The sequence below is a fragment of the Hymenobacter sp. YIM 151500-1 genome, assembly GCF_025979885.1.
Classification (GTDB): Bacteria; Bacteroidota; Bacteroidia; order Cytophagales; family Hymenobacteraceae; genus Hymenobacter.
The window spans coordinates 1,427,463-1,451,964 of sequence record NZ_CP110139.1; the positions used below are offsets into that span (position 1 = coordinate 1,427,463).

24 protein-coding genes are annotated in these 24,502 nt (G+C 63.0%); 10 read left to right on the top strand and 14 right to left on the bottom strand.

All coding sequences use genetic code 11. The annotated features are described in order from the left end of the window. Nucleotides 1-84 precede the first annotated feature (84 nt). Nucleotides 85-807: a carboxypeptidase-like regulatory domain-containing protein gene (locus tag OIS53_RS05895; protein ID WP_264681474.1), complete on the bottom strand. Its 723-nt coding sequence runs from the start codon at nucleotides 805-807 to the stop codon at nucleotides 85-87. 342 nt (nucleotides 808-1,149) lie between these two features. Further along, nucleotides 1,150-1,557 carry a hypothetical protein gene (locus OIS53_RS05900; protein WP_264681475.1) on the bottom strand — a complete coding sequence of 136 codons (408 nt, stop codon included), beginning with the start codon at nucleotides 1,555-1,557 and terminating at the stop codon, nucleotides 1,150-1,152. Nucleotides 1,558-1,717: 160 nt separating this feature from the next. Here OIS53_RS05900 and OIS53_RS05905 point away from each other — a divergent pair, with 160 nt between their 5' ends. The 3 genes from OIS53_RS05905 (at nucleotide 1,718) to OIS53_RS05915 (ending at nucleotide 4,970) form a co-directional block, all read left to right on the top strand. After that, nucleotides 1,718-3,049, top strand: coding sequence for an NAD(P)/FAD-dependent oxidoreductase (locus tag OIS53_RS05905; RefSeq protein ID WP_264681476.1), 1,332 nt, complete (start codon nucleotides 1,718-1,720; stop codon nucleotides 3,047-3,049). Nucleotides 3,050-3,152: 103 nt separating this feature from the next. Beyond that, complete coding sequence (locus tag OIS53_RS05910; protein WP_264681477.1) at nucleotides 3,153-3,377, top strand: hypothetical protein; 225 nt, start codon at nucleotides 3,153-3,155, stop codon at nucleotides 3,375-3,377. A 171-nt stretch (nucleotides 3,378-3,548) separates the two neighbouring features. Continuing rightward, entirely contained in the window at nucleotides 3,549-4,970 is a 1,422-nt protein-coding gene (locus OIS53_RS05915) for a 4Fe-4S binding protein (protein ID WP_264681478.1), read from the top strand. A gap of 43 nt (nucleotides 4,971-5,013) precedes the next feature. On the opposite strand, the gene OIS53_RS05920 is transcribed toward OIS53_RS05915, so the two are convergent. Beyond that, a complete protein-coding gene (locus OIS53_RS05920; protein ID WP_264681479.1) occupies nucleotides 5,014-5,697 on the bottom strand; it encodes a GAF domain-containing protein in 684 nt (227 codons plus the stop codon). A 270-nt stretch (nucleotides 5,698-5,967) separates the two neighbouring features. Continuing rightward, nucleotides 5,968-6,432 carry a peroxiredoxin gene (locus OIS53_RS05925; RefSeq protein ID WP_264681480.1) on the bottom strand — a complete coding sequence of 155 codons (465 nt, stop codon included), beginning with the start codon at nucleotides 6,430-6,432 and terminating at the stop codon, nucleotides 5,968-5,970. 529 nt (nucleotides 6,433-6,961) lie between these two features. Here OIS53_RS05925 and OIS53_RS05930 point away from each other — a divergent pair. The 3 genes from OIS53_RS05930 (at nucleotide 6,962) to OIS53_RS05940 (ending at nucleotide 10,995) form a co-directional block, all read left to right on the top strand. Beyond that, nucleotides 6,962-7,675: a glycosyltransferase family 2 protein gene (locus OIS53_RS05930; protein WP_264681481.1), complete on the top strand. Its 714-nt coding sequence runs from the start codon at nucleotides 6,962-6,964 to the stop codon at nucleotides 7,673-7,675. A 156-nt stretch (nucleotides 7,676-7,831) separates the two neighbouring features. After that, a complete protein-coding gene (locus OIS53_RS05935; RefSeq protein ID WP_264681482.1) occupies nucleotides 7,832-9,316 on the top strand; it encodes a cellulose synthase family protein in 1,485 nt (494 codons plus the stop codon). 293 nt (nucleotides 9,317-9,609) lie between these two features. Then, nucleotides 9,610-10,995 (top strand): glycosyltransferase 87 family protein, encoded by a 1,386-nt coding sequence (locus tag OIS53_RS05940; RefSeq protein WP_264681483.1) that lies wholly within the window; start codon nucleotides 9,610-9,612, stop codon nucleotides 10,993-10,995. A 5-nt stretch (nucleotides 10,996-11,000) separates the two neighbouring features. On the opposite strand, the gene OIS53_RS05945 is transcribed toward OIS53_RS05940, so the two are convergent. The 7 genes from OIS53_RS05945 to OIS53_RS05975 all read right to left on the bottom strand — a co-directional run bounded on the left by OIS53_RS05945 (nucleotide 11,001) and on the right by OIS53_RS05975 (nucleotide 16,659). After that, a complete protein-coding gene (locus OIS53_RS05945; protein ID WP_264681484.1) occupies nucleotides 11,001-11,948 on the bottom strand; it encodes a hypothetical protein in 948 nt (315 codons plus the stop codon). Between the two features lie 37 nt (nucleotides 11,949-11,985). Then, complete coding sequence (locus tag OIS53_RS05950; RefSeq protein ID WP_264681485.1) at nucleotides 11,986-12,615, bottom strand: TIGR04282 family arsenosugar biosynthesis glycosyltransferase; 630 nt, start codon at nucleotides 12,613-12,615, stop codon at nucleotides 11,986-11,988. A 273-nt stretch (nucleotides 12,616-12,888) separates the two neighbouring features. Beyond that, nucleotides 12,889-13,944 carry an arsenosugar biosynthesis radical SAM (seleno)protein ArsS gene (gene arsS, locus OIS53_RS05955; protein WP_264681486.1) on the bottom strand — a complete coding sequence of 352 codons (1,056 nt, stop codon included), beginning with the start codon at nucleotides 13,942-13,944 and terminating at the stop codon, nucleotides 12,889-12,891. 171 nt (nucleotides 13,945-14,115) lie between these two features. Beyond that, the gene (locus OIS53_RS05960) at nucleotides 14,116-14,454 is read right to left on the bottom strand and encodes an arsenosugar biosynthesis-associated peroxidase-like protein (RefSeq protein WP_264681487.1); all 339 of its coding nucleotides are present in this window, start codon (nucleotides 14,452-14,454) and stop codon (nucleotides 14,116-14,118) included. Between the two features lie 99 nt (nucleotides 14,455-14,553). Continuing rightward, complete coding sequence (locus OIS53_RS05965) at nucleotides 14,554-15,102, bottom strand: heme NO-binding domain-containing protein (protein ID WP_264681488.1); 549 nt, start codon at nucleotides 15,100-15,102, stop codon at nucleotides 14,554-14,556. Nucleotides 15,103-15,223: 121 nt separating this feature from the next. Then, nucleotides 15,224-16,099, bottom strand: coding sequence for an anti-sigma factor (locus OIS53_RS05970; protein ID WP_264681489.1), 876 nt, complete (start codon nucleotides 16,097-16,099; stop codon nucleotides 15,224-15,226). A 2-nt stretch (nucleotides 16,100-16,101) separates the two neighbouring features. Continuing rightward, nucleotides 16,102-16,659, bottom strand: a complete 558-nt coding sequence (locus OIS53_RS05975; RefSeq protein ID WP_319805479.1) for an RNA polymerase sigma factor — start codon at nucleotides 16,657-16,659, stop codon at nucleotides 16,102-16,104. A 208-nt stretch (nucleotides 16,660-16,867) separates the two neighbouring features. On the opposite strand from OIS53_RS05975, the gene OIS53_RS05980 reads away from it, so the two are divergent. After that, nucleotides 16,868-18,265 carry an NAD-dependent succinate-semialdehyde dehydrogenase gene (locus OIS53_RS05980; protein ID WP_264681491.1) on the top strand — a complete coding sequence of 466 codons (1,398 nt, stop codon included), beginning with the start codon at nucleotides 16,868-16,870 and terminating at the stop codon, nucleotides 18,263-18,265. A 99-nt stretch (nucleotides 18,266-18,364) separates the two neighbouring features. Here OIS53_RS05980 and OIS53_RS05985 read toward each other — a convergent pair whose 3' ends face one another. From OIS53_RS05985 to OIS53_RS05995, 3 genes are all read right to left on the bottom strand, one after another. After that, nucleotides 18,365-19,129 carry a YdcF family protein gene (locus OIS53_RS05985; RefSeq protein WP_264681492.1) on the bottom strand — a complete coding sequence of 255 codons (765 nt, stop codon included), beginning with the start codon at nucleotides 19,127-19,129 and terminating at the stop codon, nucleotides 18,365-18,367. A gap of 119 nt (nucleotides 19,130-19,248) precedes the next feature. Then, nucleotides 19,249-19,590, bottom strand: a complete 342-nt coding sequence (locus OIS53_RS05990; protein WP_264681493.1) for a thioredoxin family protein — start codon at nucleotides 19,588-19,590, stop codon at nucleotides 19,249-19,251. Nucleotides 19,591-19,944: 354 nt separating this feature from the next. After that, nucleotides 19,945-21,723, bottom strand: coding sequence for a DUF885 domain-containing protein (locus tag OIS53_RS05995; protein WP_264681494.1), 1,779 nt, complete (start codon nucleotides 21,721-21,723; stop codon nucleotides 19,945-19,947). A 140-nt stretch (nucleotides 21,724-21,863) separates the two neighbouring features. Here OIS53_RS05995 and OIS53_RS06000 point away from each other — a divergent pair, with 140 nt between their 5' ends. The 3 genes from OIS53_RS06000 (at nucleotide 21,864) to OIS53_RS06010 (ending at nucleotide 24,459) form a co-directional block, all read left to right on the top strand. Beyond that, nucleotides 21,864-23,009: a TNT domain-containing protein gene (locus OIS53_RS06000; protein WP_264681495.1), complete on the top strand. Its 1,146-nt coding sequence runs from the start codon at nucleotides 21,864-21,866 to the stop codon at nucleotides 23,007-23,009. A gap of 5 nt (nucleotides 23,010-23,014) precedes the next feature. Next, nucleotides 23,015-23,554: a hypothetical protein gene (locus OIS53_RS06005; RefSeq protein ID WP_264681496.1), complete on the top strand. Its 540-nt coding sequence runs from the start codon at nucleotides 23,015-23,017 to the stop codon at nucleotides 23,552-23,554. 92 nt (nucleotides 23,555-23,646) lie between these two features. Next, nucleotides 23,647-24,459: a hypothetical protein gene (locus tag OIS53_RS06010; RefSeq protein ID WP_264681497.1), complete on the top strand. Its 813-nt coding sequence runs from the start codon at nucleotides 23,647-23,649 to the stop codon at nucleotides 24,457-24,459. The last annotated feature ends 43 nt before the right edge of the window (nucleotides 24,460-24,502 follow it).

Below are 24,502 nucleotides of genomic sequence, written 5' to 3' on the forward strand. Positions count from 1 at the left end.
CTCATGCGCGGAAGAAGTTTCGCACCGCTATGGCTTTACCCTTTCATCTCTAACTTCTCACCTCTAGCCTCTCACTTCTACACCCTACCGCCGACGGCGGCGGGGGGCGTCGGCGCGGGGTACCAGGGTTACGTTTTGAGTCTGGCTGCCGCGGGTGCGTAGCTCCTGGTCTTCGTAGCCGCCGTAGCCATACACCACGGTGTTGTCGCCGGCCGGGACTTCCAGCTTGTAGTTGCCTTTGGCGTCGGTGCCAGTACCGGTGCGCTGGCCTTTTATCATGACGGTAGCCCCGGCCAAGGGGCGGCCTTCCTCATCGAGGACGCGGCCCGCGAGCGTAACCGTGGGGGCCGGGGCCGCGTCGGCGGGAGCGGCAGGCACGGGCTCGATAACAATTTCCTCGGCTGCTTCCGGAGCGGGAGCCGCCTCCGGAGCCACCGAAGCGGCCGGGGCCGGCGCAGCCGGCGCGGGAGCCACCCGAGCTACCTCCGTTTTCTCTTCGGCCGCTTCTGCTGCTGCTGCTTCGGGAGTTGCTTCGGGCTCGGCAGCTGGAGCGGTGGCGGCAGTTTCTTCGCTGGGGCGGGCGGCCGTTGCATTGGGTTTGCTTTGCCCCGTAGCAGGCATGGTTTGCGCAATGCGGCGCGTGGCCTGGGAGGGCAGCAGCACGTAGCCCAGCACCACCACCGTCAGCACCGCCCCGACGATGATAGCCAGGCGACCATTGCCGGATGACAGGTTTTCCTCGTCGCTGTTCAGTTCGGGGGAAGTAGGGTTTTCGTTTTCGGGTTGAGTGGGAGAGTTGGCATCCATACCGGGGGAGGTAAGAAGAAACAGAAAGTAGCCGGCGCCGCCTGCCGGAGCCACTGGCAACCGAACACCACGACGGCTCCTAAAGATAGACGAAAAACGAGTTTGGTTCCTACAGTCGGTGCAAGCAGTATATTTTCAAAAGTTGCCCCCCCGCGAATTATTCTTGCGTTATTGATTGTCGAGCGAACTGCGTGCTGGTTAGCGGCAAAATAAGCGCGGGCAGCGTTGATAGGTTATTGATTGTCGAGCGAATTGCATGACCCGTTTTATCACAAAAAAGCCCCATTCTACAGGGTAGAACGGGGCTGCGAGCAAGTACGACAACCGGCCGCTACTGGACGGTTAGTCTTGCACGGGATGAGCGGGGCCACTGGTGGTTTTCTCGCCGAACTCCTGGTCACGGGTACGCAGTTGGTGGTCTAGCTCCACGCTGCCCTCCAGCTCAAAGCCGGGGCCCTGGGCCTGTTCGCCGCTGGCTTGGTGCTCGTTGCCGCCCTGAGGCACTCCCTCACCCCCGCCGATGTGCAGGTTTTCGAGTTGGTCTTTCTGGTCGGAGCGCTGGGTGTAGCCGTCGGCGCCGGTGTGGCGGAAGGCCGAGGGGTCGTTGGCGGCCTTGCCATTGCTCATCATTTCCTTGAACTCCTTTTCTTTTTCCAACTGCTCGTTTTGGGGAGCCGCGTAGGCGTTATTTTCGGTGATCTGCTGGTTTTCGGTGCCAACGGTTTCGCCGTTCTGGTCGGTCGTTTTCATGGGATAGTCAACTACATGAGTGGAATACCTGTCTGTACGAGGAGCGGCAGCAGAAGTTAGTGCCCTGCTTGGGCCCACTGGCCCCGCCAAACCGGTTTGCGCCCGGCGGCGTAGCTTTGCAACTATTCGGTGATACCTGCGGCCGAACTTCGCCTTCTCCATGCATCTGGTCATTATCGGCAACGGCATTACCGGCATCAGCTGCGCCCTGGCGTTACGGCAGCGGCAGCCGGCGGCGCGCATCACCATCGTCTCCGACGAAGCCACGCACCACTTTGCTCGCACGGCCCTGATGTACGTGTACCTGGGCCACCTGCGCCTTCAGGACCTCAAGCCCCACGAAGACTGGTTTTGGGCCGAAAACCAGCTGGAGCTGGTGCACGCCACGGCCACGCGCCTTGATACCGAGCAGCGCCACGTGTACCTGAGCGCCGGCCCGCCCCTCTCCTACACCCACCTGCTGCTGGCTACGGGCTCGGTGAGCCGCTTCTACAACTGGCCGGGCCAGGACCTGGCCGGCGTGCAGGGCCTGTACAGCCTGCCCGACCTGGAGCGTATGGCCCGCGACACCCACGGCGTGCGCCAGGCCGTGGTGGTGGGCGGGGGCCTAATTGGGGTGGAGCTGGCCGAAATGCTGCATTCGCGCGGCATCGAAGTCACCATGCTCATCCGTGACGCGCACTACTGGGGCTCGGTGCTGCCGCCCGAAGAGGCAGCCCTGGTCCAGCGCCAGTTGGCTGCCCACCGCATCCATACCCTGTACCTGACCGAGCTGGCCGAAATCCTGCCCGATGCCCAGGGCCGGGTGCGGGCCGTGCGCACGACGGCGGGCGGCGAAATTTCCTGCCAGTGGGTGGGCCTGGCCACGGGCGTGACGCCCAACATTGGGCTGGCCCGCGCCTCCGGTCTGGAAACCGACCGGGGGATTCTGGTGGATGAGCTGCTGCAAACTTCCGCCCCCGGCGTGTACGCGGCTGGCGACTGTGCCCAGCACCGCCAGCCGACGGCCGGCGAGGTGCCCATCGAGCAGCTCTGGTACACCGGCCGGATGCAGGGCCAAACCGTGGCGCACACCATCGGCGGCGAGCCTACCCCCTACCGGCGCGGGCCGTGGTTTAACTCAGCCAAGTTCTTCGACCTCGAATACCAGACCTACGGCCAGGTGCCGGTCCGGCTCCCGGCCGGGGAGCAAACCTTTTGCTGGCAGCATCCCAACGGCCGCCACCTGCTGCGCCTCAACTTCCGGGCTGCCGACGGGCTGGCCGTGACGGGTATGAACGCCCTGGGCCTGCGCCAGCGCCACGAGGTGTGGGACGAGTGGCTGCGCCGCCGCGCCCCGGTGACGGAAGTGGTGGCCGACCTGGCCCGTGCCAACTTCGCCCCGGAGTTTTTCCGGCGCCACGAGGCCGACATCGTGGCGGCCTTCAACCGCCAGTTTCCGCAGCAGGCGGTGGTGCCCGGCCGCCGGCAGTGGTTTTCCTTTCGTAGGTAGGAACTACGAAGAGTGAGCCGCCGGTTGTCCGCAACTTGCGTAGCAGCTGCTTGGTTCATCCTGGTTACCTGTTTCCTTCCGTCTATTTTGCTTTCCTAAGCCCATGGATTTCTCCAAGCTCTACCGCCCCGACGCCCTCAACAGCTTCCAGTACATTGCCCTGGTGGGCGCCGTGATGAGCGGAGCAGCGCAGGTAATTATGCGGTGGCTGGCACAGCCCCAGCCCCAGGGCTACAACTGGCTGTACGCGTGCTGGCTGGGCCTGTACGTGTTCGGCTCCTTGCTCAATCTGTTCGGTAAGCCCACCGACCACCACCATCATCACTAGCCCGGCACAACGGCCTGTGCGTATCTCACTAGCCGGTGGTACCGGCGTCCCAGGGCTGAAGCCTTGGGCTACGTAGCGCCCAACAATGCCCCTGACTAGCCCAGGGCTTCAGCCCTGGGACGTTCGGCTAATTGAGCCGCCCCTTGCTTGCTTATCCTTCTATTCTCAGGTATGAACCTGTCCCTCTCCTCCACCGAAAACCAAGCCCCGCCGCCCGCCGTGGCGGGCCCGGAAAAGCTGCTGCTCACGGTGGTAGGCCTGGGGCTGCTGCTGTTGCTGCCCGTAGCCTTCGATGCCGATGCCGAGCGGGCCCGGTGGTGCTTTTTCGGGGCGCTGGGGCTGCTGAGCGCCGGCACCCTGGGCTGGGCGTGGTGGAAGTTTGGGCGCGGGCCGGCCGGGGTGCGCCAGGATGGCCTGTGGCAGCGGGCCAGCACTAGCCGCGGGGCCGTGGCCTGGCTGACGGCCGTGGTGCTCACGGGCTTTTACGTGGTGCTGTACTGGTACAGCGCCGACAACGGCCAGGGCAACTTTGGGCCGCTCAACCAGCTCATCCATGCCCTCGACCCGGTGAGCCAGTGGCTGCGCCGCCGCCCGTCGGACCAGTGGTTTCTGTACGGGGTGTTTTACACGCTGGCTGTGCTGGTGATGGGCGGCCGGGCTCTGCTCAAGTACCGCCACTCGCCTTATCAACGCCTACGTACCGTGTCGGTGATGTTCTTTCAGCTGGGCTTGGCCTGGCTGCTGCCGGGGCTGCTGCTGGCCCTGCAAAAGCCGGAGTTCTACTTCAGCTACTTCTGGCCCCTGAAATACGACTACCTGTTTCCGGGCACCGTGGACTACTTGCTGCGCGACGGCGGGCCGGGCCTGGGTGTGTTTCTGGTGTTCTGGAGCGTGGTAATGAGCCTGGTAGCCACGCCGGTGCTGACGTATTTTTTCGGGAAGCGCTGGTACTGCTCCTGGGTGTGCGGCTGCGGAGGCCTGGCCGAAACCGCCGGCGACCCGTACCGCCACCTCTCCGACAAGCGCCGCAGCGCCTGGCGCCTGGAAGTGCGCCTGATTTACCCCATCCTCGGGGTGATTGTCTTGCTCACGGTCCTGCTCTGGCTGGGAGCGGCGGGCCTGCTGCCCGCGTGGTTTACCTCGCCCACGGCCGTCGGCCTGCCCCTGGTGGGCGGCCTAAGCCCGGTAGACGGGCTGGGCAAGGTGTACGGGTTTGTGATTGGGGCCGCGTTTTCGGGCGTGATTGGCGTGGGGTTTTACCCGCTGCTGGGCAACCGGGTGTGGTGCCGCTTCGGGTGCCCGATGGCGGCCTACCTGGGGCTGCTGCAAAAGCACTTTTCGCGCTTCCGCATCACCACCAACGGCGGGCAATGCATCAGCTGCGGCAACTGCTCCAACGCCTGCGAAATGGGCATCGACGTGAAGCAATACGCCCAGCGCGGAGAGCCTATCATCCGGGCCTCGTGCGTGGGTTGTGGCGTGTGCGCCACGGTGTGCCCGCGCGGGGTGCTCAACCTGGAAAACGGTCCGCGCCCAGGCCGCTACCAGGCCTCTCCCGTTATTCTGGCCGACAGCCTGCGCATTCTGGACTAAGGCCTCGTAGGCGGGGCTGTCTGCATAGCCAGGCTGCGCGGTACTATTCAGCAGTGCCGGCAGATTTCGGGCGTAGCACCTGGGCTACTTCTTCCAGGCGCTTAGCCATGGGTTCCAGCAGCTCCACGGGCACGGGCACTTGGCCGCCGCTGCGCACTTTCAGGTAGCGCACCAAGGCCATCTGGTTATGCAACTCCTCCTCGGCCTGCTCCCGCAGCTGCTGCCAGGCGGCGGGGCCAGCCGAGGTCAGCAGCTGGCGGCGGGCTTCCAGGGCCAGCATCACCAAAGCAGCCAGCTGGCTGAGCACCTGCTGCTCAGCCCTGGTAAACTCCCGGGGCTCGTGGCCGGCCAAGCACACCGTTCCGATGCACTGGCCCTGGGGCGTACACAGCAAGGCGCCGGCGTAGAACACCACCTGGCGCTCCTGAACAATATGGATGTCAGCGTTTTCCAGCTGGCGGAGGTCGGAGTACACCAGCACGGGCTCCTCGGCTTGCACGGCCTGCGAACAAAGGGTCTGCTCATGGGCCAAGCTTTCCAGGGCGGGCATGCCCACGCTGGCTTTGTGCCACACTTCGTCCTGCCCCACGAAAGCAATGCGCGCCACCGGCACGCTGAAAATGTAGGCGGCCAGGGCGGTCAGGTCATCGAACAGCTTCTCCTGGGCCGAGTGCAATATATCGTAGGAACGCAGGGCTTGCAGGCGCTTGTGCTGAGAAGCTGACATTCGGTAAGAACTTATCGGGTGGCGTACGTCAGATGTCAAAGGTAGAGGCCGGACGGCAACAACCCAACTAGCGCGGGCCCAAAAACCGGCCGCAAGCGTAGCCGGGGGCGCTTGACATAGGCTACGGCCCAGCTGCCGACCCGCCCGCAACGGCCACAACTGCTCCAGCAACCCCAACCTTCAAGCATGGAATGAAGATAGAAAAGCACGCCGGCAAGACGACACCAACCGTCGCCTCGCCGCTCTTCCTGCCTTCTCTCACCAGCGAGCCTACCGGACCTGACCGCGCTTCTCGAGCACTTGCCGGGCCTGCGCCACGTGGTCGGTGGCCCGGCTCAGGGAATTGAAGATGTACTGAATTACGCCCGCTTCGTCGATTACAAACGTAACCCGGCCGGGCAGCAGGCCCAGCATGGCGCGCGGCACCTGGTAGAGCTTGCGCACTTGCCCGCCGGCATCGGCCAGCAGCGGAAACGGCAGCCCGTGCTTATCGGCGAAGCGCTGGTGCGAGGCCTCGCTGTCGGAGCTGACGCCTACCACCTCGGCGCCCAGGTCCTGAAAATCCTGGTACTGGTCGCGGAACAGGCACGCCTCGGCCGTGCAGCCGGGCGTGTCGTCTTTGGGATAAAAGAACAGGACCACGGCCCGCTTACCCCGGTAGTCACTCAGCCGAAACGTGTCGCCGGAGGTGGTCGGCAAAGAAAAATCAGGAGCCAGTTCGCCAGGTTGAAGCATGGGGTGCGGTGGTGAGGAGGTAAGTTTTGTCTGGCGGCAGACTTAGCCGCCACAGGTGGCGCGTCTGCCCGCCGGTGGATGGGGTAAGTCTCCCGACTTGCGGCCGCCGCAGGCGGCCACCCGGTATCGCGCCACCAGAAGTGGGCGGCGAGAAGCTGAAAAACACCGAAAGATACGCTCAACTCGCGCTTCTCGTAGCAACGCTGAGTTTGCCCCTGGATTCTTGCCCACGTAGCGTTTTCAGAAACAGCTTGCGTCAGTGTCTCTACATCGTTCCGCGGCTTCTGGTGCCACTGCATACAACGGCTGAGGCCTTGGTAGAGCTTCCCTTCCCGTTTCGTTTTTCTTACTACTCGCTCCTGACGGCCCTAACGCGAGTTGGCCGCTGCGCGGCCGCAAGTCGGGAGACTTGCCCCATCCACCGGCGGGCAGACGCGGCAGCACGGCTGCCTAAGTCTGCCGCCAGACACAACTCACCTCCCGCACTACTCACTACCTCACCATCTTTGCAAACTCAACCTGTTCTGTAATGGCTGCTGCTCCTGATTCCGTACCGCTACTCGATGTTATCATTCCTGCGTACAACGAGGAGCAATCCATTGGCCGGGTGCTGGCCGAAATTCCGGCCGGGCTGGTGCGCGAGGTGGTGGTGGTAGACAACAACTCCACGGACCGAACGGGCGAGGCGGCCCGGGCCGGCGGGGCCACCGTGCTACGCGAGCCGCGCCCCGGCTACGGACACGCCTGCCTGGCCGGCATTGCGCACTGCCTGAGCCGCCCGCCCCAGGAGCAGCCCGATATTTTCGTCTTCCTCGACGGCGACTATTCCGACTACCCCGCCGACATGACCGCCTTGGTGGCGCCCCTGCTACGCCGGGAGGCCGACCTCGTCATTGGCTCCCGGGCCCTAGGCCAGCGCGAAGCCGGCTCCATGCTGCCCCAGCAGGTGTTCGGCAACTGGCTGGCCACCACGCTGCTGCGCTGGCTCTACGGCGCCCGGTTCACCGACCTGGGCCCGTTCCGGGCCATTCGTCGAGAAGCTTTGCAACGCATCGGTATGCGCGACACCACCTACGGCTGGACCGTGGAAATGCAGCTGAAAGCCGCCAAGCTAGGGATGCGCAGCGTGGAGGTGCCTGTGCGCTACCGCCGCCGCATCGGCGTCAGCAAGGTGTCGGGCACGGTGCGCGGCACCTTGGGCGCGGGCTACAAGATTTTGTGGACCATCTTCCGCTACCTATAATTTTCCGGGAGGCCTGGCCGGGGCTGGCGACTGTGCCGGGCCTTCCGGAGCCGGGAGGCGCTGTTGTTATGCCGCTGTGCTACCTGGGCCACTTTGCTTTTCTACTTTCGTCGCGCTGCACGGTGACGGCGCTCCGTTGCTATTTTTTCGTACTTGATGCTCGGCCTGGAAATTCTACTGCTGGTGTTGTATGGGCTGTGCCTGCTGTTCATGCTGGGCTTCAGTTTGGTGCAGCTGCAGCTGGCCCGCCGGGCCCGGGCGGCAGCGGCTCACCCGGCCCCGACTCCGGCGCCCCCGGCCGTCTGGCCCCGCGTGACCGTGCAGCTGCCCCTCTACAACGAGCTGTACGTGGCCGAGCGCCTGCTTGACGCCTGCGCCGCCTTCGACTACCCGCCCGACCGGCTGCACGTGCAGGTGCTCGACGATTCCACCGACGAAACCGTGGCGCGGGTGGCGGCCCGCGTGGCCCACTACCGCGCCCAGGGCCTGCGCATCGACCACGTGCGCCGCCCCAGCCGCCAGGGCTACAAGGCCGGCGCCCTGCGCCACGGCCTGGCGCTGACCGACGGGGAGCTGCTGGCTATTTTCGACGCCGACTTTGTGCCGCCCCCCGACTTCCTAAGACGCACGGTGCCCTACTTCGCCCACGAAGCCCGCACGGGCGTGGTGCAAACGCGCTGGGGCCACCTCAACGCCGAGTACTCCTTGCTGACTGAGTTGCAGGCCTTCGGGCTGAACGCGCACTTTCTGGTGGAGCAGGTGGGGCGCCAGGCCGGGGGGCACTTCCTGAACTTCAACGGCACGGGCGGGGTGTGGCGGCGCACCTGCATCGAAGACGCCGGCAACTGGCAGGCCGACACGCTCACCGAAGACCTGGACCTGAGCTACCGAGCCCAGCTGCGGGGCTGGCAAGTGCGCTACCTCCCCCAAGTGGCCGCCCCCGCCGAGCTGCCCGCTACCCTGGATGCCCTGAAGTCGCAGCAGTTTCGGTGGACCAAGGGCGCGGCCGAAACCGCCCGCAAGCACCTGGGGGCCGTGCTGCGTGCCCCGCTGCCCCTGAGCACCAAGCTGCACGCTACGTTTCATCTGCTCAACAGCAGCGTGTTCGTGGCTATTCTGCTGATGGGGATGCTGAGCGTGCCGCTGGTGGCGGTGCGGGCCCTGGTGCCGGAGCTGCGGCCGGTGTTTCACCTGGCGTCGGGGTTTTTACTGGCCCTGGTGCCGCTGGTGTTTTACTTCCGCACGGCCTGGACGCTAGGGCGCCCCTACCAGCCGCCGGGCCGGAGCCGGGGCGGGTTTGTGGGCCAGCTGCTGCTGTTTCTGGCTTTTTCGATGGGCTTGTCGTTGCACAACAGCCGGGCGGTGCTGCTGGGGCTGCTGGGGCGACGCACGGCCTTTATTCGCACGCCCAAGCTGGGCCTGGTGCAGCGGCAGGGCACCTGGCGCGGCCGCCGTTACCGCACCGGCCGCCTCTTCGACGGCCTCACGCTGCTGGAGGGCCTGCTGGCCCTGTACTTTGCCGCAGGGCTGGCTGCGGGCCTCTACCTGCGCACGTGGGGCTTGCTGCCCACTCACCTGCTCCTAACCGTGGGCTACGGCCTGGTATTCTACTACTCCATCCGCCACAACTTCGAGAGGTGATACGTGAGACAGGAGAAGTGAGATGCTAGCCCGTAGCTACCTTGCCGCCTGCGTAGCCCTTCTGGCTAATTTATCACCGCTTGTTACTCATTGTGAAACGATAACTACGTTTTGGTCGTGACATCAGTATGTCACGCTTAGCCAGACGACGGAGGCGGCCGAAACTGCTAGTTTAAGACGGCTTTTCCCACCTCCTGTGCTCAGACCTGGAGGGCTGTGTGCTACCGGCCTTCTTATTTTTCTGCGTCTTCTGCGCACTCCTCCGCGCCTTCTGCGGGAACCTTCATTTGCTCATGCGTCCACCCCCTACTCGCCTGCTGCACCTTTTGGCTTTGACAGGTCTGGCAGGGGCGCAGTTACTGCTGGCCTACGCTACTCCGCGTCCGGCTTTCGGGCAGCTGCTGGCGCTGTGGGGGCTGAGCTTCGGCCTGTATGCCTACCTGCTGCGCACCCGGCTGCCGCTGCGCGCTGGCCTGGTGGCGGCTCTGGTGCTGCGCCTGCTGTGGCTGCCGGCCCTGCCGGCCCTCTCCGACGATTACCACCGCTTCCGCTGGGACGGACTGCTGCTGGCCTCGGGCGTCAACCCGTATCAGTTCCGGCCCGATGAATTCGGGGCTGGTTCTGCATGGTTCGCTGCCCGACCGGATAGGGCGGCCAGCCGGGTGCCTCCTAAACTCACCACAAACAACGAGCAACAAAAAACCAAAAACGAGCTGGCCGCCCTATACCCCAAGCTGAACTCGCCGCACTACTACTCGGTGTATCCGCCGGTGTGCCAAGCGGCATTTGGCTTAGCCGCCGTGCTGGCTCCGGCTTCGGAACGGGGCGCCGTGCTGGTGCTGCGCCTGGTGCTGGTGCTGGCCGAGGCGGGCACGGCGGCGCTGCTGCTGGCCCTGCTGCGGGCCTGGGGCCAGGACTTGCGCCGGGCGCTGTGGTACCTGCTGAATCCATTGGTATTGGTGGAACTCACCGGCAATCTGCACTTCGAGGCCTTAGTTGTTTGCCTGTTGCTGCTTACGCTGTGGCTGCTGCGGCGGGGCCGGGCCGGGGCCGCCGGCGCGGCCCTGGGGCTGGCCGTGGGCACCAAGCTACTGCCCCTGCTCGTGCTGCCGTTGCTGGTGCGGCGCCTGGGCTGGCGGCAAACGCTGTGGTGCGCGGCTGGCACCAGCGTAGTGCTGGTGGTGGTGCTTGCGCCGTTTGCCTCGCCGGAGCTGGCCGCCAACGTGGGGCGCAGCCTGGGCCTGTACTTCCGCACATTCGAGTTCAACGCCAGCCTGTACTACCTGCTGCGGGCCGCGGGCACCGGGCTGGTGGGCTACAACCCCATTGCCTGGGTCGGCCCGGCCCTGGCCCTGACCACGGCGGCGGGCATCCTCCTCCTGGCCGCGCGGGAGCGGCGCCCCACCCTCGCCTCCCTGCCTCATACCCTGCTGCTTACGCTGGCTTTCTACTACGCCCTGGCTACCACCGTGCACCCCTGGTACCTGGCGCCGCTGGTGGCCTTGAGTGTATTCAGCCGGTGGCGCTTTGCCCTGGTCTGGTCGGGCGTGGCGGTGCTGTCGTACGCGGCTTATCAAACGGCTGCCTACTCCGAAAACCTGTGGCTGGTGGGGCTGGAATACGCAGTAGTAGTGGCGGCGGTGTTGGGGGAAAGTCGCCGGGTTCCAGCTCCTGTTTAACTCTCTTATTTTCCCGTGCTGTCCGCCGCAATGGCGCTGGACGGGGCCGCCGGCTGGTTCCAGTAGGCGTAGCGGCGCACAGATTTCAGGAACAGTGTGCGGCCATCCCAGGTGGTTTGGCGCAGCAGCACGTTGGGGTAGCGCCGGGCAAACCAGTACACGTTGCGCTTCTGCGGGGCCAGGTCCACGGTAACCCGCCAGGCGGCTTGCGGAACTTCTTCGGCGGGAGCTTCCTCTACGCGCAGGCGGGCCTGGTAGAGCGTAGGTGCCGGGGCCTTACTGGTTTGCTGCAACTCCACGATGGTGGCCGCGAAGCGGGGCTTGTTGTCGAACTGCAAGCTGCGCAAGGTGTACGGCAGGGCGTCTTCAAACAGCACGTCGCGCCGCACCTGGCGCTGGCCGGCCCCCTGCCCGTCCCAGTAGGAGTTGTACGTTTCGAGGTAGTGCAGGCCCTCGTCGGTGAAGGCCTTGAACGTGGTGCCGCACCACTCCTGCGAGGAGGTGGTGAGCTTATGCAGTTGCACGGGCTGGTCGCGGCGGAAAAACAGGGACGTAAGAAAATGGTAGGGGTAGTTGTCGGTAGGAATGCGGCAGAACTGGTTCACCTTCATCACCGGAAACAGGTCCTTGCGCTGGTAATCGTCGGTCTTGACGTTGTGCTGCTGATTAAACTCTTCCTTGACCGTAATCAGCGTGTACTCAAACTGCCGGGGCTCGTCGTATATCACCCGCTCGGCTTGGTAGGTGGCTACTTCGGCCCGGCCATCTTCCCACAGCGCATCCATGGCCCACTGCTGCCGAAACGGCCCGCCTGGACGCGTCAGCTCCGAGCCGGCGCCGGCCGGCGCCGCTTTCGCGGTGGGGTTTTCGGGAGTCGAACTACAGGCCAGCAGCCCCAGGCTCAACCCCACAAGCAAAATAGGGCACGGCAACAGCAGGTCGGCACAACGCATGGCACGGAAACGGAAGGTGAGGAAGCCAACGGCCCGGCTAAAGTACGCCGAATCCATCCGGAAGTGTTCCGGGAGCGGCCTGCTGCCACCGGCGCAGGTCGTCGGCCGTGTCGATGTCGTGCAGCTGCGGCAGCTGGTGCACCCGCAGCCCCAGGCGCCGGGCGTCGGCCAGCGTATCGGCCCGCACCGAAGCGGTGCTCCAGGCTTTCAGCTCAAACAAGTTCGGCCACAACTGCTTCATGCCCAGCAGGTAATACCCGCCGTCGGCGGCCGGGCCCAGCACCAGGTCGTGGGTAGCCAGGGCCGTAAAGGCTGCGCGCAGGTGGTCGGTGGTCAGGCCGGGGCAGTCGGTGCCGATGATGACGGCGGCTGGTGCTCCGTCGGCAAAAGCCTGCGTGAAGGCAGCCTGCATTTTCTGGCCCAGGTCGCCGGCCGGCTGGGGCCACTGCTCGAAGCCCAGCCAAGCGTCGGTACGGTCAGCGCCGGGGCCCGGCTCGGCCAGCCACACGGTTTTGCGCACCTCTTGCAGCGGCCCCACCACCGCCCGCGTGTGCTCCAGCAACCACCGGTACACGCGCAAGGCTTCCTCCTCCCCCACTCCCGCCGCCAGCCGCGTCTTCACCTTCCCTAGTTCCGGATAGCGGGCGAAGATGAGCAGAGAGGTCATGGGAATGAGTAAATGAGTAAATGAGTGAATGAGTAAATGAGCGGATGAGCCAATGTAGGAGCGAACGGCCAGCCCCAGCGGGGCGACATATCGGTAGAAAATAAGTCAATATCAACTATAAAGCCCCAGCGGGGCGGCACCTTTCGTCCGCGAACGGTGGTGTCGCCCCGCTGGGGCTCTGACCCTCTAATTACTTGCTGGTTTCTACCAATATGCCGCCCCGCTGGGGCTGGCCGTTCACTTCTACATTCACTCATTCACTCATCCGCTCATTTACTCATTCACCGTAGCGCCGCCGCAGCTGGAGCCAGCGCCGGCGGTGCAGCCGTAGCAGTGCTGGCCGATGACGATGGCGCGGGCCGAGAGGGCGGCTTCGCTGAAGTCACGGATGTGCTGGGGCGCGGGCGCGGCCACGGGCAGGTCGAGCTGCTGGTTGAAGTCGCAGTCGTAGAGCTGCCCGTCCCAGCCGATGCTGAGGGTGCTGCGGCACATCACGTTGGCGGCGGCCACGGGGTTGTAGGCGTCCACCAGCTTCTGCATGTAGCTTTCGTAGTTGCCGCTTTCCAGCAGGTACTCCAGAAACCGGCTAATGGGCAGGTTGGTAATCGTGAGCAGGCTGTTGAACACGATGCCATGCTCCCGCGCCAGCCGCTGCTTGAAGTCGCGCTCCAAGGCCGCCTGGCTGCCCGGCATAAACGCGCCCGAGGGATTGTACACCAAATCGAGCATGCGGCCCGAGCCCTCCACCCCGTAGCCTACCGCGTTGAGCATGCGCAACGCCCGGATACTCCGCTCAAACACCCCCTCACCGCGCTGGGCATCGGTGCGGGCGGCCGAGAAGTGCGGCAACGACGACACCACCCGCACCCCATGCCGGGCAAAAAACTCGGGCAGGTCGTGGTACTTGGGGTTGGCCACGATGATGGTGAGGTTGCAGCGCACGATGATCTGCCGCCCCAGGGCCGAAATCTGCTCCACCAGCCAGCGGAAATCCGGGTTCATTTCCGGGGCGCCGCCGGTCAGGTCCACCACCTCGATGTCGGTGCGCGCCAGGGCATCCAGGCAGAGCTGCATGGTCTGGCGGGTCATAATCTCGGTGCGGTCGGGGCCGGCGTCGACGTGGCAGTGGCGGCAGGTCTGGTTGCACATCTTGCCCACGTTCAGCTGCATGGTTTGCAGCGTGGTAGGGCGTAAGGGCAGTAGGCCACTTTCCCGCAGCCTCTGGGCAAATGGCACCAGCCGCGCCCCTTCGGCTTCGGCCTGCGTGAGTACACGCAGCTGAAAACCAGTGTCGGCCAAGGGGTCGTGCCGGGCGTGGAGGCTTTTCATAGGAATGTGGTGGGAATGTGGGTGAATATGATGAATGTGAAAAATGGGCCGATGCTGTAGGTCTGGAGAGAGTAAAATGAGCGTGAAAATTTCCGGCACCTAGCCCAGTGGTTTTTCACGTTTTGCTTTCTAGCCTACTCCAACTCTTCACATTCCCCACATTCAACCACATTACATGGCTAGCTCCTTAGCTTTGTTCATCATCTGCACGCCGTGCACCAGGGCGGCCCCTCCTTTGATGGCGGCGGCCACGTGCACGGCTTCCATCATCTGGGCTTCGTCGGCGCCTTTTTGCAGGGAGTCGGTGGTGTAGGCGTCGATGCAGTACGGGCACTGCACGGCGTGGGCCACGGCCAAGGCAATCAGAGATTTTTCGCGCTCCGTAAGGGCGCCGTCTTTGAACACCTCGGCGTAGTAGGCAAAAAACTTGTTGCCCATCTCCGACTGCCACTCCGTGATGTTGCCGAACTTGGCCAGGTCGGCCGGATTGTAGTAGGTTGCTTTTTCCATGAGCGTAACACGTGAGACGCGGCCACACGGCCACTCGCTAATAAAAGCAAAGCGGGCCCGAAGGTTCACGAAACTGCGTCGGAGCTGCCAACTTTAGCTTCAGCGCACCGGCCGGCGGCGCACCCGGATGCTAACCCGCTCGCCTTCCTCGCTGGTGGTGGGCACTACCTCCATCTGGTCGGCCTCGTCGTAATAGGCCGCAATGCCGCGCACAATACCCACGGCCAGCGCCCCCATGCGCCGCGGCGACACGTAGTCAATCACCAGCTCATCCTTGGAGAGGCGCGTGACGTGCAGCACGGGCGGAGCATTTTCGGCGTGGTCGAGGCGGACCTGCCGGTGCATGGTGTTTTCGGTGTGCTCCAGCATGTCCAGGGTTTTCCACTCCGGCCGAATCAGCCGCTGGTACATGTACATGAGGTCGGGCACCAGGTACTCGCCAAACTTCTCGTGCAGCTCCTGGGCCGGGATGCCGGTCATCTCCGCGGCCTTGCCCACCAGCGCGTACATGTGCTGGTCGGGGTACACGCTTTTGTGGTCGAAATCGGCGGAGGTGAGGCCGGCGGCTTCCACCAGCCGCACCCAGGTGCTATGGTCGTATTGGGTCTGGACGTAGCGTTTGAGCAATGAAAAGATAGAGCCGTGCACAGGAATGAAGAATTATGAATTGGGAAGTAGAAATCAGTCCGTAACTCCTTCACCTGGCACTAGGCAAAGCGGAGTTATAAAGACCAATTTCTACTTCTCAATTCGTAATTGAAATTCACCCCTAAAGGTTTCCGATGACGGTCATTGTGCTCAGCGTGGGGGCGGCGCTGCCGCCCTCGTCTTCCACGGTCATGGCAAAGGCCTGGGCGCTGGCTATGTCCTTCATCTGCTGAATACTGTCGCCGACGGCGGTGGCGGCGGTAAGTACGCCCGCATCCACGGGCTTGCCGTTGTCGAGGGCCCAGAGCTGGTACTGTTTGCCGGCGGGGGGCGCGGGCAGGCGGCGCACATCTACGTACACGGCGCGGGTGCCGGGGTTGTAGTACACACGGGCCAGGGCCTGGGGCGCTTTGGGTGTGCCCTTGAGCTGCACGGCCCGGAACTGCTCACTGCGCAGCACGTTCAGCTCCTGGGTGCGGGCATCGAGGCGGCGCTCCACGGCTTGCTGGGTGGCTGCAAACCGGGCCTGCTCGTTGCGGGCCGCCAGCAAGTTGGCCTCCGACTCTTGCAACCGATTGTAGAGCAACACGTTGCCCAGCCCGCTTAGCATCAGCAGGGCCACCGAGGCGGCCATCAGCCAGCGGCTGCGGCTGGGCTGAACCTCAGCCGGCGGGGGCATTTGTCGTACCACGGCCTCACCGGCAGCGGCGGATGGGGCTGGCTGCGGCGTGGCGCTGGCCGTCATGGCGAGGGCGGGAGTTTCCGGGCGGATGGCCTGCTGCCAGCCGCTGAGTACCCGCTCCCGCATGCCGGCCGGAGGCGTTACGGCGTGGGCCTGGGCGTAGGCTTCCACCCCGCGCAGGGCCTCGTCGAGTTCCTGGCGCACCTGGGGATGCAGGCCAGCCATGCGCTCCACATCGGCGCGCTCAGCCTCGCTGAGCAGGCCCAGGGCGTATTCTTCCAGAATGCCGGATTCGATATAGTGCTGAATGTCCACGGTTATCGAATCAGTTTGGAAAGTACTTTGATAGCCGCCCGGGCACGGGTTTTCACCGTTCCCAGCGGCAGGTTCAGTTCTTCTGCCACTTCGCTTTGCGTAAATCCGCCGAAATAAAGCAGGTCCACGATTTGCCGCTGGTCCGGACTCAGCTGGCGCGTCATTTCCTGCAAGCCAATGTGCTCAGGTCGGAAGGTAGGTTCGGCGGCCTGGCGCAGCGCGGCACTTTCTTCTATGGGCTGCGTGCGGCTACCTACGCGGTACTGCCGGGACCGGATTTTGTCGATGGCCAGATTGCGGCAGATGTTCAGCACCCACGTGTACAGCCGGCCTTTGCCGGCGTCGTAGGAAGGAAACGAATGCCAGATTTTGACCATGGCCTCCTGCAATACGTCCTCGGCAGTTTCTTCTTTCTGGACGATGCGCAGAATAACGCCGTACAGGGCTGCGGAGTACTTATCGTAGAAGATGGTCATGGCCGCTTCGTCCCGGTCGCGCAGGCGCTGCACGAGTAGTTGTTCGGTGGCGAGGGCGGCTGACTCAGGAGGTGAAGCAGACACGGGCAGCAACTAGAGAAAGGGCGTGGGCGTAGGTAAGGCCGCCGCCCGGATGAGACGAAAGTACACGATTCACCTTGACTCTGGCGCCGCAGCCCGCAAAAACCCGCTACCACGGCGCCAGTAGCCTGGTGCTACGGCCATAGCCCAGCTTGCGTTGCGCGGCCGGGCCGGCCCCTCCCCTGTTTTCCTGCTTCCCCACTCTTGCGCCATGCCCATCGAATCTTTCAACCCCTACACCGGGCGCGTGCTGCGCCGCTTCCGCCCGTTCAGCTGGAAGAAAACCGAGCGTATCCTGGCCCAGGCCCACCGCACGGCCGCCGAGTGGCGCACCACGTCCTTTGAGCACCGGGCCGGGCTGATGCACCGCGCCGCCGCGCTACTGCGGGAGCGGCAAGACGAGCTGGCCCGCCTCATGGCCCTGGAGATGGGCAAGCCCGTGACGGATGGCCGCGCCGAGGCACTGAAGTGCGCCCTCACCTGTGAATATTACGCCGACCACGCCGCCGAATTTCTGCGCGACGAGCAAATCCGGACCGAGGCCCGCCACTCCTTTATCAGCTACGAGCCCCTGGGCGTGGTGCTGGCCGTGATGCCCTGGAACTTCCCGCTGTGGCAGGTTATCCGGTTTGCGGCCCCGGCCCTGATGGCCGGCAACGTGGGCTTGCTCAAGCATGCCTCTAACGTGCCCCAGTGCGCCCTGGCTTTGGAAAAAATATTTCAGGATGCCGGCTTCCCCGAGCACGCCTTCCGGGCCCTGCTCATCGGCTCCGACCTGGTGGAGCCCCTCATTGCCGACGACCGGGTGCGGGCCGTAACGCTAACCGGCTCGGAGGGGGCCGGGGCTCAGGTAGCCGCCGCGGCCGGCCGCCACATCAAGAAAACCGTGCTGGAGTTGGGCGGCTCCGACGCTTTTATCGTGCTGGCTGATGCCGACCTGGAGCTGGCCGCCCGCACCGCCGCCCAGGCCCGCATGATTAACGCGGGCCAGAGCTGCATAGCCGCCAAGCGCTTTATCGTGGAAAAGCCCGTGGTAAAGGAGTTTGTGGCCCGCATGAAGGAGCACCTGCTGGCCTTCCGGGCCGGCGACCCGCTCGACGACGCCACCCAGTACGGCCCCCTGGCCCGCCCCGACCTGGCCGACGACCTCACCCGGCAAGTCGAAGACTCGGTGCGCCAGGGGGCCCGCGTGGAGCTGCCCGGCGGCCAGGACCGCCCTGGCACGGCCCTATTCCGGCCCATGATTTTGCGCAACGTGAAGCCCGGCCAGCGGGCCTACGAGGAGGAGCTGTTCGGTCCCGTGGCCGTGATTCTGGAAGCCCGCGACGCCGCCGACGCCCTGCGCCTCGCCAACGACTCCCGCTTCGGGCTGGGCGGCTCCATCTGGACCCGCGACGAGGAGCGCGGCCAGCAGCTGGCCCGCCGCGTGGAAGCCGGCGCCGTGTTCGTCAACGCCATGGTCAAGTCCTCGCCCGAAATGCCTTTCGGTGGCGTGAAAAAGTCCGGCTACGGCCGGGAGCTGTCCTACCTGGGTATTCGGGAGTTCGTGAATCAAAAATCCATCTGGGTGGCAAAGCCGGAGAAGCGGGAGGAAAAGAAAGTAGAGTAGTGCCTCACCCCCCGGCCCCCTCTCCCGTGGAGGGGGGGAGCCAAACGACGGACGTTCTGCGCAGCCCTCTCCACGGGAGAGGGGGCCGGGGGGGTGAGGCTAACAGTACCCCAGCACCTTGTACACCAGGTAGCCGCTGATTTCGCGGGCCAGGACGCTCCAGAGCAGCAGGGCCTGGGCATCGGGGACGAGGAGGTAGTCGGGGGTGAGTTGGCGGTCCTGGGAGTAGTAGCCGGCGGGGAAAGGCGTGGGGTGCACGCCGACTTTACGGAAGCAGCCCAGGGCCCGGCGCTGATGGAAGGCCGAAGTAATGAGCACCACCGACCGGATATCGGGGTGTTGGGCGAGCAGCTGGCGGGTGTAGAGGGCGTTTTCGCGGGTGTTGCGGCTGCGCGTTTCCAGCAGGATGTCGCGGGCGGGCACGCCGGCCAGGCGCAGCAGAATCCGCAGCTCCTCAGCCTCTGAGCGGGCCACCGTCTGCACCGCCCCCGAGCCACCCGACACGATGATGCGCCGGATGCGGCCGGCCCGGTACAGCCACAGCGTGTGCAGGAGCCTGTCGGCGCCCTGCTCCACGTACACCCTGTCGTGCGGCGACTTGCGCACCTCCGTAATGCCCGTGAGCAGCACGCCGGCATCGTGCGCGGGCAGCTGGGAGAGGCGCACCGGGGGCAGCTCCCAGGCCAGCAGCGCCTCGTTCACCAGGGCCGGGTTGGTAGTCAGCAGCGCCAGAACCGTAGTGGCCAGCAGCAGGCGGCGGCGCCACGGGGGCCGGCGCACCAGCACGGCCGCTACCAGCAGCCCCACCAGCCACACCGTCGGCAGCAGCAGGTAGTACAGCAGTTTGGAAAGAATGAAAAACATGGCCGCGAAGCTACGGCCTGTTTCGCCAGCCTAGCTGGTGGCGCTCCGGCGGCTGCCGTCCGTGGCCCAGTAGCCGGTTCGGCGGACTGCTTGTTCGGGCAGCGGGCGGTGCCGGAGGGCTAGTTTGCCCCAACCGAGCGGTAGTCCAGCAGACGCTCCAGCAGGTCGGTTACTTCCTGCTCGTGCTGCAAGGTGTCGCACTCCAGCATCCGCCCCCGGTGGTAGGCCACGAAGAAGGGAGCTACACGCTGGGCCATCATCTGGCGGGCCACGGGGTTTTCATCCGAGTTCAGCCGCAGAAACGCAATGCCGGAGTAGCGCGGGTCAAGAGAGTACTTCTCAAACGAAGGAGCCAGCAGCTCACAGATAGCACAGTTCTCCGACGTAAACTTGGCTACCACTTTCGGGTAGTCATGAATCAGGGTGCGGAGGCCAATGTCGTTCGTATCGATTACGCTCATGCAGGCAGCAGTGAGGGAAGAAGTGAAATTTCAAAAGGTATCCAAACAGGCGCAGGTACCCCCAAACACTGGACGGCAGACACCACCACCCGCCGGATGGTTCCGGCCGTGTGGAAATGAGTGAATGAGTGAATGAGTGGATGAGTGAATGAGTGACAGGTTACAGGTGACAGGATGGACGGTCATGCTTCATCTAGCGTCCGCGCAGCCGGAGCCGCAGTCGAAGCATCTCTACCTCTGGCTAACCTTACTCGTGAGGACGAAGCGGGAGAGATGCTTCGGCTGCGCTCAGCATGACCGTTTACCTGTCACTTGTCACCTGTCACCTGTAACCTGTTACCTATCACCTGTCACTTATTCACTCATTCCCTTCCGCATCATCTGGCGGATGTACTTGACGGGGGCGCTGCCGTAGCTGAGGAACTGCTCGTGGAAGGCTTTCAGGGTGAATCCCTGGCCCTGCTGGCGCTTCAGCTCCTCGCGCAGGTCGTAGATTTCGGTGTAGCCGGTGAAGTAGGAGCTGAGCTGCACTTGGCTCAGGGTGGCGCGGCGCCATTTGTTGCGGGCCTCGGCTTCCTCCTGAAAACCGGCCCCGGTGAGCAGGGCCACGGCCTGGTCCTCGGTGATGCCCTTCACGTGCACCTCGTGGTCGAGGATGGTGTTCAGGGTCACGCGCATGTTCCACTTGTCCCACATCAGCCAGATTTCGTCGGTGCCCGCGCCGTAGCCGCTTTCCAGCATCATGCGCTCGGCGTACACGGCCCAGCCCTCAATCATGGCCCCGTTGCCGAAGATGGACTTCACCAGGGACGGGCTGCGGTTGGCGTACACCAGCTGGGTGTAGTGGCCCGGAATGGCCTCGTGGATGTTGAGGATTTGCAGGGTGTACTGGTTGTACTCGCGCAGGTAGCTTTCGGCCTGGGCGGCGGGCAGGCCCACCAGCGGGTCCACGTTGTAGTAGGTGTTGGCGGCCTTGTCGTAGGGGCCGGGGGCCGATATGCTGGCACCCGCGCCGCTGCCGCGCATATAGGGCGGCGTTTCGCGCACCACCAGGGGCTTACTGGGGTCCTGGGTCAGCAGCTGATGCTCATCCACCCAGCGCACCAGTTCCGGTATCTGCGCCTGCACGGCCTGCACGAAGCCCGCCGGCGTAGCGTGCCGCTCCGAAAGCTTGCTTATCACCCGCCGGATGAGCTGCTGCGAGTCTGTGGGCTGGGGCTGGCCGGGGAAGTACCGGGGCCAGAGGCGGGCGGCGCGGCGGCCCATGTCGGTCAGCAGCTCCTGCTTGCGGGCCAGGGCCTTCTGGTACACCTCGTCGGCGGAGTAGGTGGACTGGATGTCGAGGGCAAACTTGCGGGCAAACAGGTCCTTGCCCAGCCGGAAGCTCCGGAACCGGCCCGCTGGCAGCACCTCCTGCTGCAAAAACTTGATGTAGTTCTCCACCACCAGCCGCGTAGTAGCCAAGCGGTCCAGCAGCTCCTTTTTCTCCCGCGCCGTCAGTCCCGAGCGGGCCACGGAGTCCTGCAAGGCCTTGCCGAATACCTCCAGCCCGCCCTGATTTTGCAGAATGGCTAGGCTGGTATGCTCCCGCGTGGGCTGCTGGATGTTGCTTTCGGCAGCATCGTAGTATTCGGCGGCCCGACTGATTTTCAGGCTGATGGCCCGCAGGCGCCGGTCCAGCGGGTGGTAGCGGCCGTTGAGGAGTTCGGCCACTGAGGCGCCCAGGTTGTAGGCGGCCGGGTTCCACTGCCAGTCGCGCAGGGTGTCGGCGTAGAAGCGGGCCGTAGCCAGGTAGTTTTGCAGCAGGCGGTAGTCGGTCTGGTTGTTCACCGACAGCTCGGCGGGCTTGAACGCCGCCAGCTCCTGCCGGCGCCGGGCCAGGGCTGCCGCCTCGGTTTGCCGGCGCCCGGCGGTGGGTATCACCAGCAGCGAGTCGTAGCGGTGGTAGCCCTGGGAAGAGGCCCACTCCGGGTTATAGTACCAGAGCGAGTCAATGAAACGGGCCTTGTACTGGTCGAAGGCCGCATCGGCCGTGGTGGCGGGGCCGGCGCCGGGCTGGGTCGGGGAGGTACAGGCTGTAACAGCCGCGGCGCCCAGGGCCGCCGCCAGCACGAGCGTAGAAGATTTGGTCATAGAGGGGGCATTGGCGCCGTAAGGTAACGCCCAAGGACGCAGGTTGGGCCGCAGGGTTGCCGAGGCCGGGCCGGAGTAGCGTTCTGTACCGCATCTTCTTATCTTGCCCGCCTTATTGTCGCTCGGTATTTTCTCCTGTTATGCAAACATCCTCGATTGAAGCTATTTTATCCCTGGGCAGCATTGCCGGTATTCCGCTGGACGCCAGCCGCTGCGCCTGGCAGCAGCCGATTGACAGCCGGGGCCGCCCCCGCGGCAAGGTACGCTGGGGCCGCTGGCAGCTGGTCACCAGCCGCCTCACGCTGGCCCAGTACGAGGAACTGCAAGCCCTGGCCGCTTCTTCTACGGCCGTCGTCGATGCCCACGTCACCTTCCTGCGCGCGGACGGGCAAGGCACGCTGAGCACGCTATGGGGCCGCAACTGCTGCGTGCGCACCACCGTGGAACGCTTCGACAGCCGCGGCCAGGACGGGGAGCCCAGCTGGTGGGTCTACATCGAGCTGGCCCCCGAGGAAATGGGCAAACAAGCCGGTGGAGCGCCGGGGCCGTTCGTTATGCCGCCCCCGCGCAGCTATGCGTATACGCCGCCTATGGCCGTATTAGGACCGACAACGGCACCTAAGCCGGAGTATACTTCTGATGAATTCAAGGCAACTATTGGAGGCGCTGACCAAGTATCTCCAAAAATCATTGAGCAGCTCTTTTCGCATTTCAATGCCGCCAAGTCCGATCCTAATCCTGGGCCTCATTGGGCAGCGATGGAAGAATTGATCCGCACTACACAATATACAGATCCGAAATCAGGTTCCACTCAAACTTTAAATGGAGGATGGCCTCCAGCTAACGGAGGATTCAATCGGCGGACTGTGCGCCCTACTCCTCCAGATAAGTTTGACCGTTACCAAAAGTATGTTAAGCTCGGTGCTGATGGGTTGCCCGAACTCAGCGGCACATTTACGTCCCCTATTCCAAAGGGAGGCGCCTTTGATTATGAGGCTCGTGCGCTAGAGGGAGTTGAAACTGACTACGATTTAATGTACGAAATTGAAATTCTCAAGCCTCTACCTTTTACTGGTGAAGAAGCGGAGATAATTCCCTGGCATGGACATGAAGGCAATGGCGTTCAAACCAAAATGCTGTTTCCAGGTTGGGACCCCGTAATAAATGGTTATCCTTGGAGTTGGAAAAAACTTGAAGAGGAAGAATACATCCGTATTACATACAAAAGCTCCCCTAGTGGTAAATTTGAAATATTGCCTAATAATCAAGTGAGTCTTAAAAAATAACTCATATGCAGTCCATCCATAAAATCAGCGAAGTGGATCAACTTACGGTTACTGCCTCACCTAGCCGGAAGGATACTTTTTCTGCGCCCTTGGTACAAACAGAACCTCTTCCTCATACTTTTCTTGCGGGCGAAGAACCTGTGCTGAAGTATGATTGCCTCAACTGCGGTCAGCCAATTATTCATTCTGTGGGTTATGGTGCTTTTCTTCTAGCCAGAACTTGGTCGTTAAAAAAAGTTAACCACCAACGTGAGTTACTGAACGAAGTGGGACAACTACTGCTGCTACAGCTTCGGAGCGTAATTGAACAGGAACAAGAAGTGACACGTTACTACAATGCCGTGCTTGATATTGCAACAGTCGGTTACTTACGCTGCCCGCACTGCCAAGCGCAATACTTAATGGGGTTCTCTCAAAGACTTACCGACAACGAAGGTCGGGGCAAACCAGAACCTGATACTATCCATGTTCAATCTATTGCGTTTGTGAATCTTAATGAACATGAGTTTATATCTGCTCTTGAATCAACTATTAAATCATCATAATAGATAACTTATAGACTACCTGCAAAATTTGCTTTGGGCTGGCACCAGAGGAAATAGGTAAAGTAGCTGGTGGGGCGCCGGGGCCGTTCGTTATGCCGCCCCCGCGTAACTATGCGTATACGCCGCCGGCTGAGACCGGGCTAAGAGCATCAGCTGATGCTTGGCTAGATGACTTAGAGAAGCTCGCGGGCATTGAAGTGCGAGACAATATAAAGCTCTGGGTAGCAAAGGGGCTCGATGAAAACAAGCTCAAGTCCGCTATCCTCAGTTCAGAAAATAAACAGCTTGTATATGAGCGTTTAAAAGAAGCTGATCTACAAAAAGGCATTTATCAGCAACGTGTAGTTATTGATGACTACGCCAATATTCCTGGGGTCGAGAAAAAGGCTTATATAAATAACGGATTGCCTCAGGCTGCTATACCAGCTAGCAGTTTTGGCGTTGATGACCCAGCCTTTGACTTACCAGATCGAAATGCAATTACTTTTACGGGCAGTACTACGCTGGTAGAGATACCACCGGGTGAAAAACTCTACCGCGTCACCAGCGACCCTGACAACGACAAGTACGCCCGCACTGGTGGTTATTGGACGCGCACACCGCCCACTGCTCTATCAGACGTAATTGGAGGCACGGCAGTAATGCCGGAATGGAATAATTTCCAACGCGTCTATGAATTCACAGCTCCACCCTACGTCGACCCGGTTAGAAAGGAGCCCAAGTTTTACGTTTGGGAAGGACCTACTGCTGCCCAGCCAGTATCAGGCAAGTACGATGATAAAACTGACAACGGGTATCATCTTCCTGGAGGCGATTCGCAAATTTTCGTGCCTAACAAGCTTTCACGCGACCCTGATTTTGGCAACCACATTCAAGACGTTACTCACCTCCACAAGTCATGGTAAATTACACTGAAGCATACAGAACTCTTGTTCGAAGAGCGGCCAA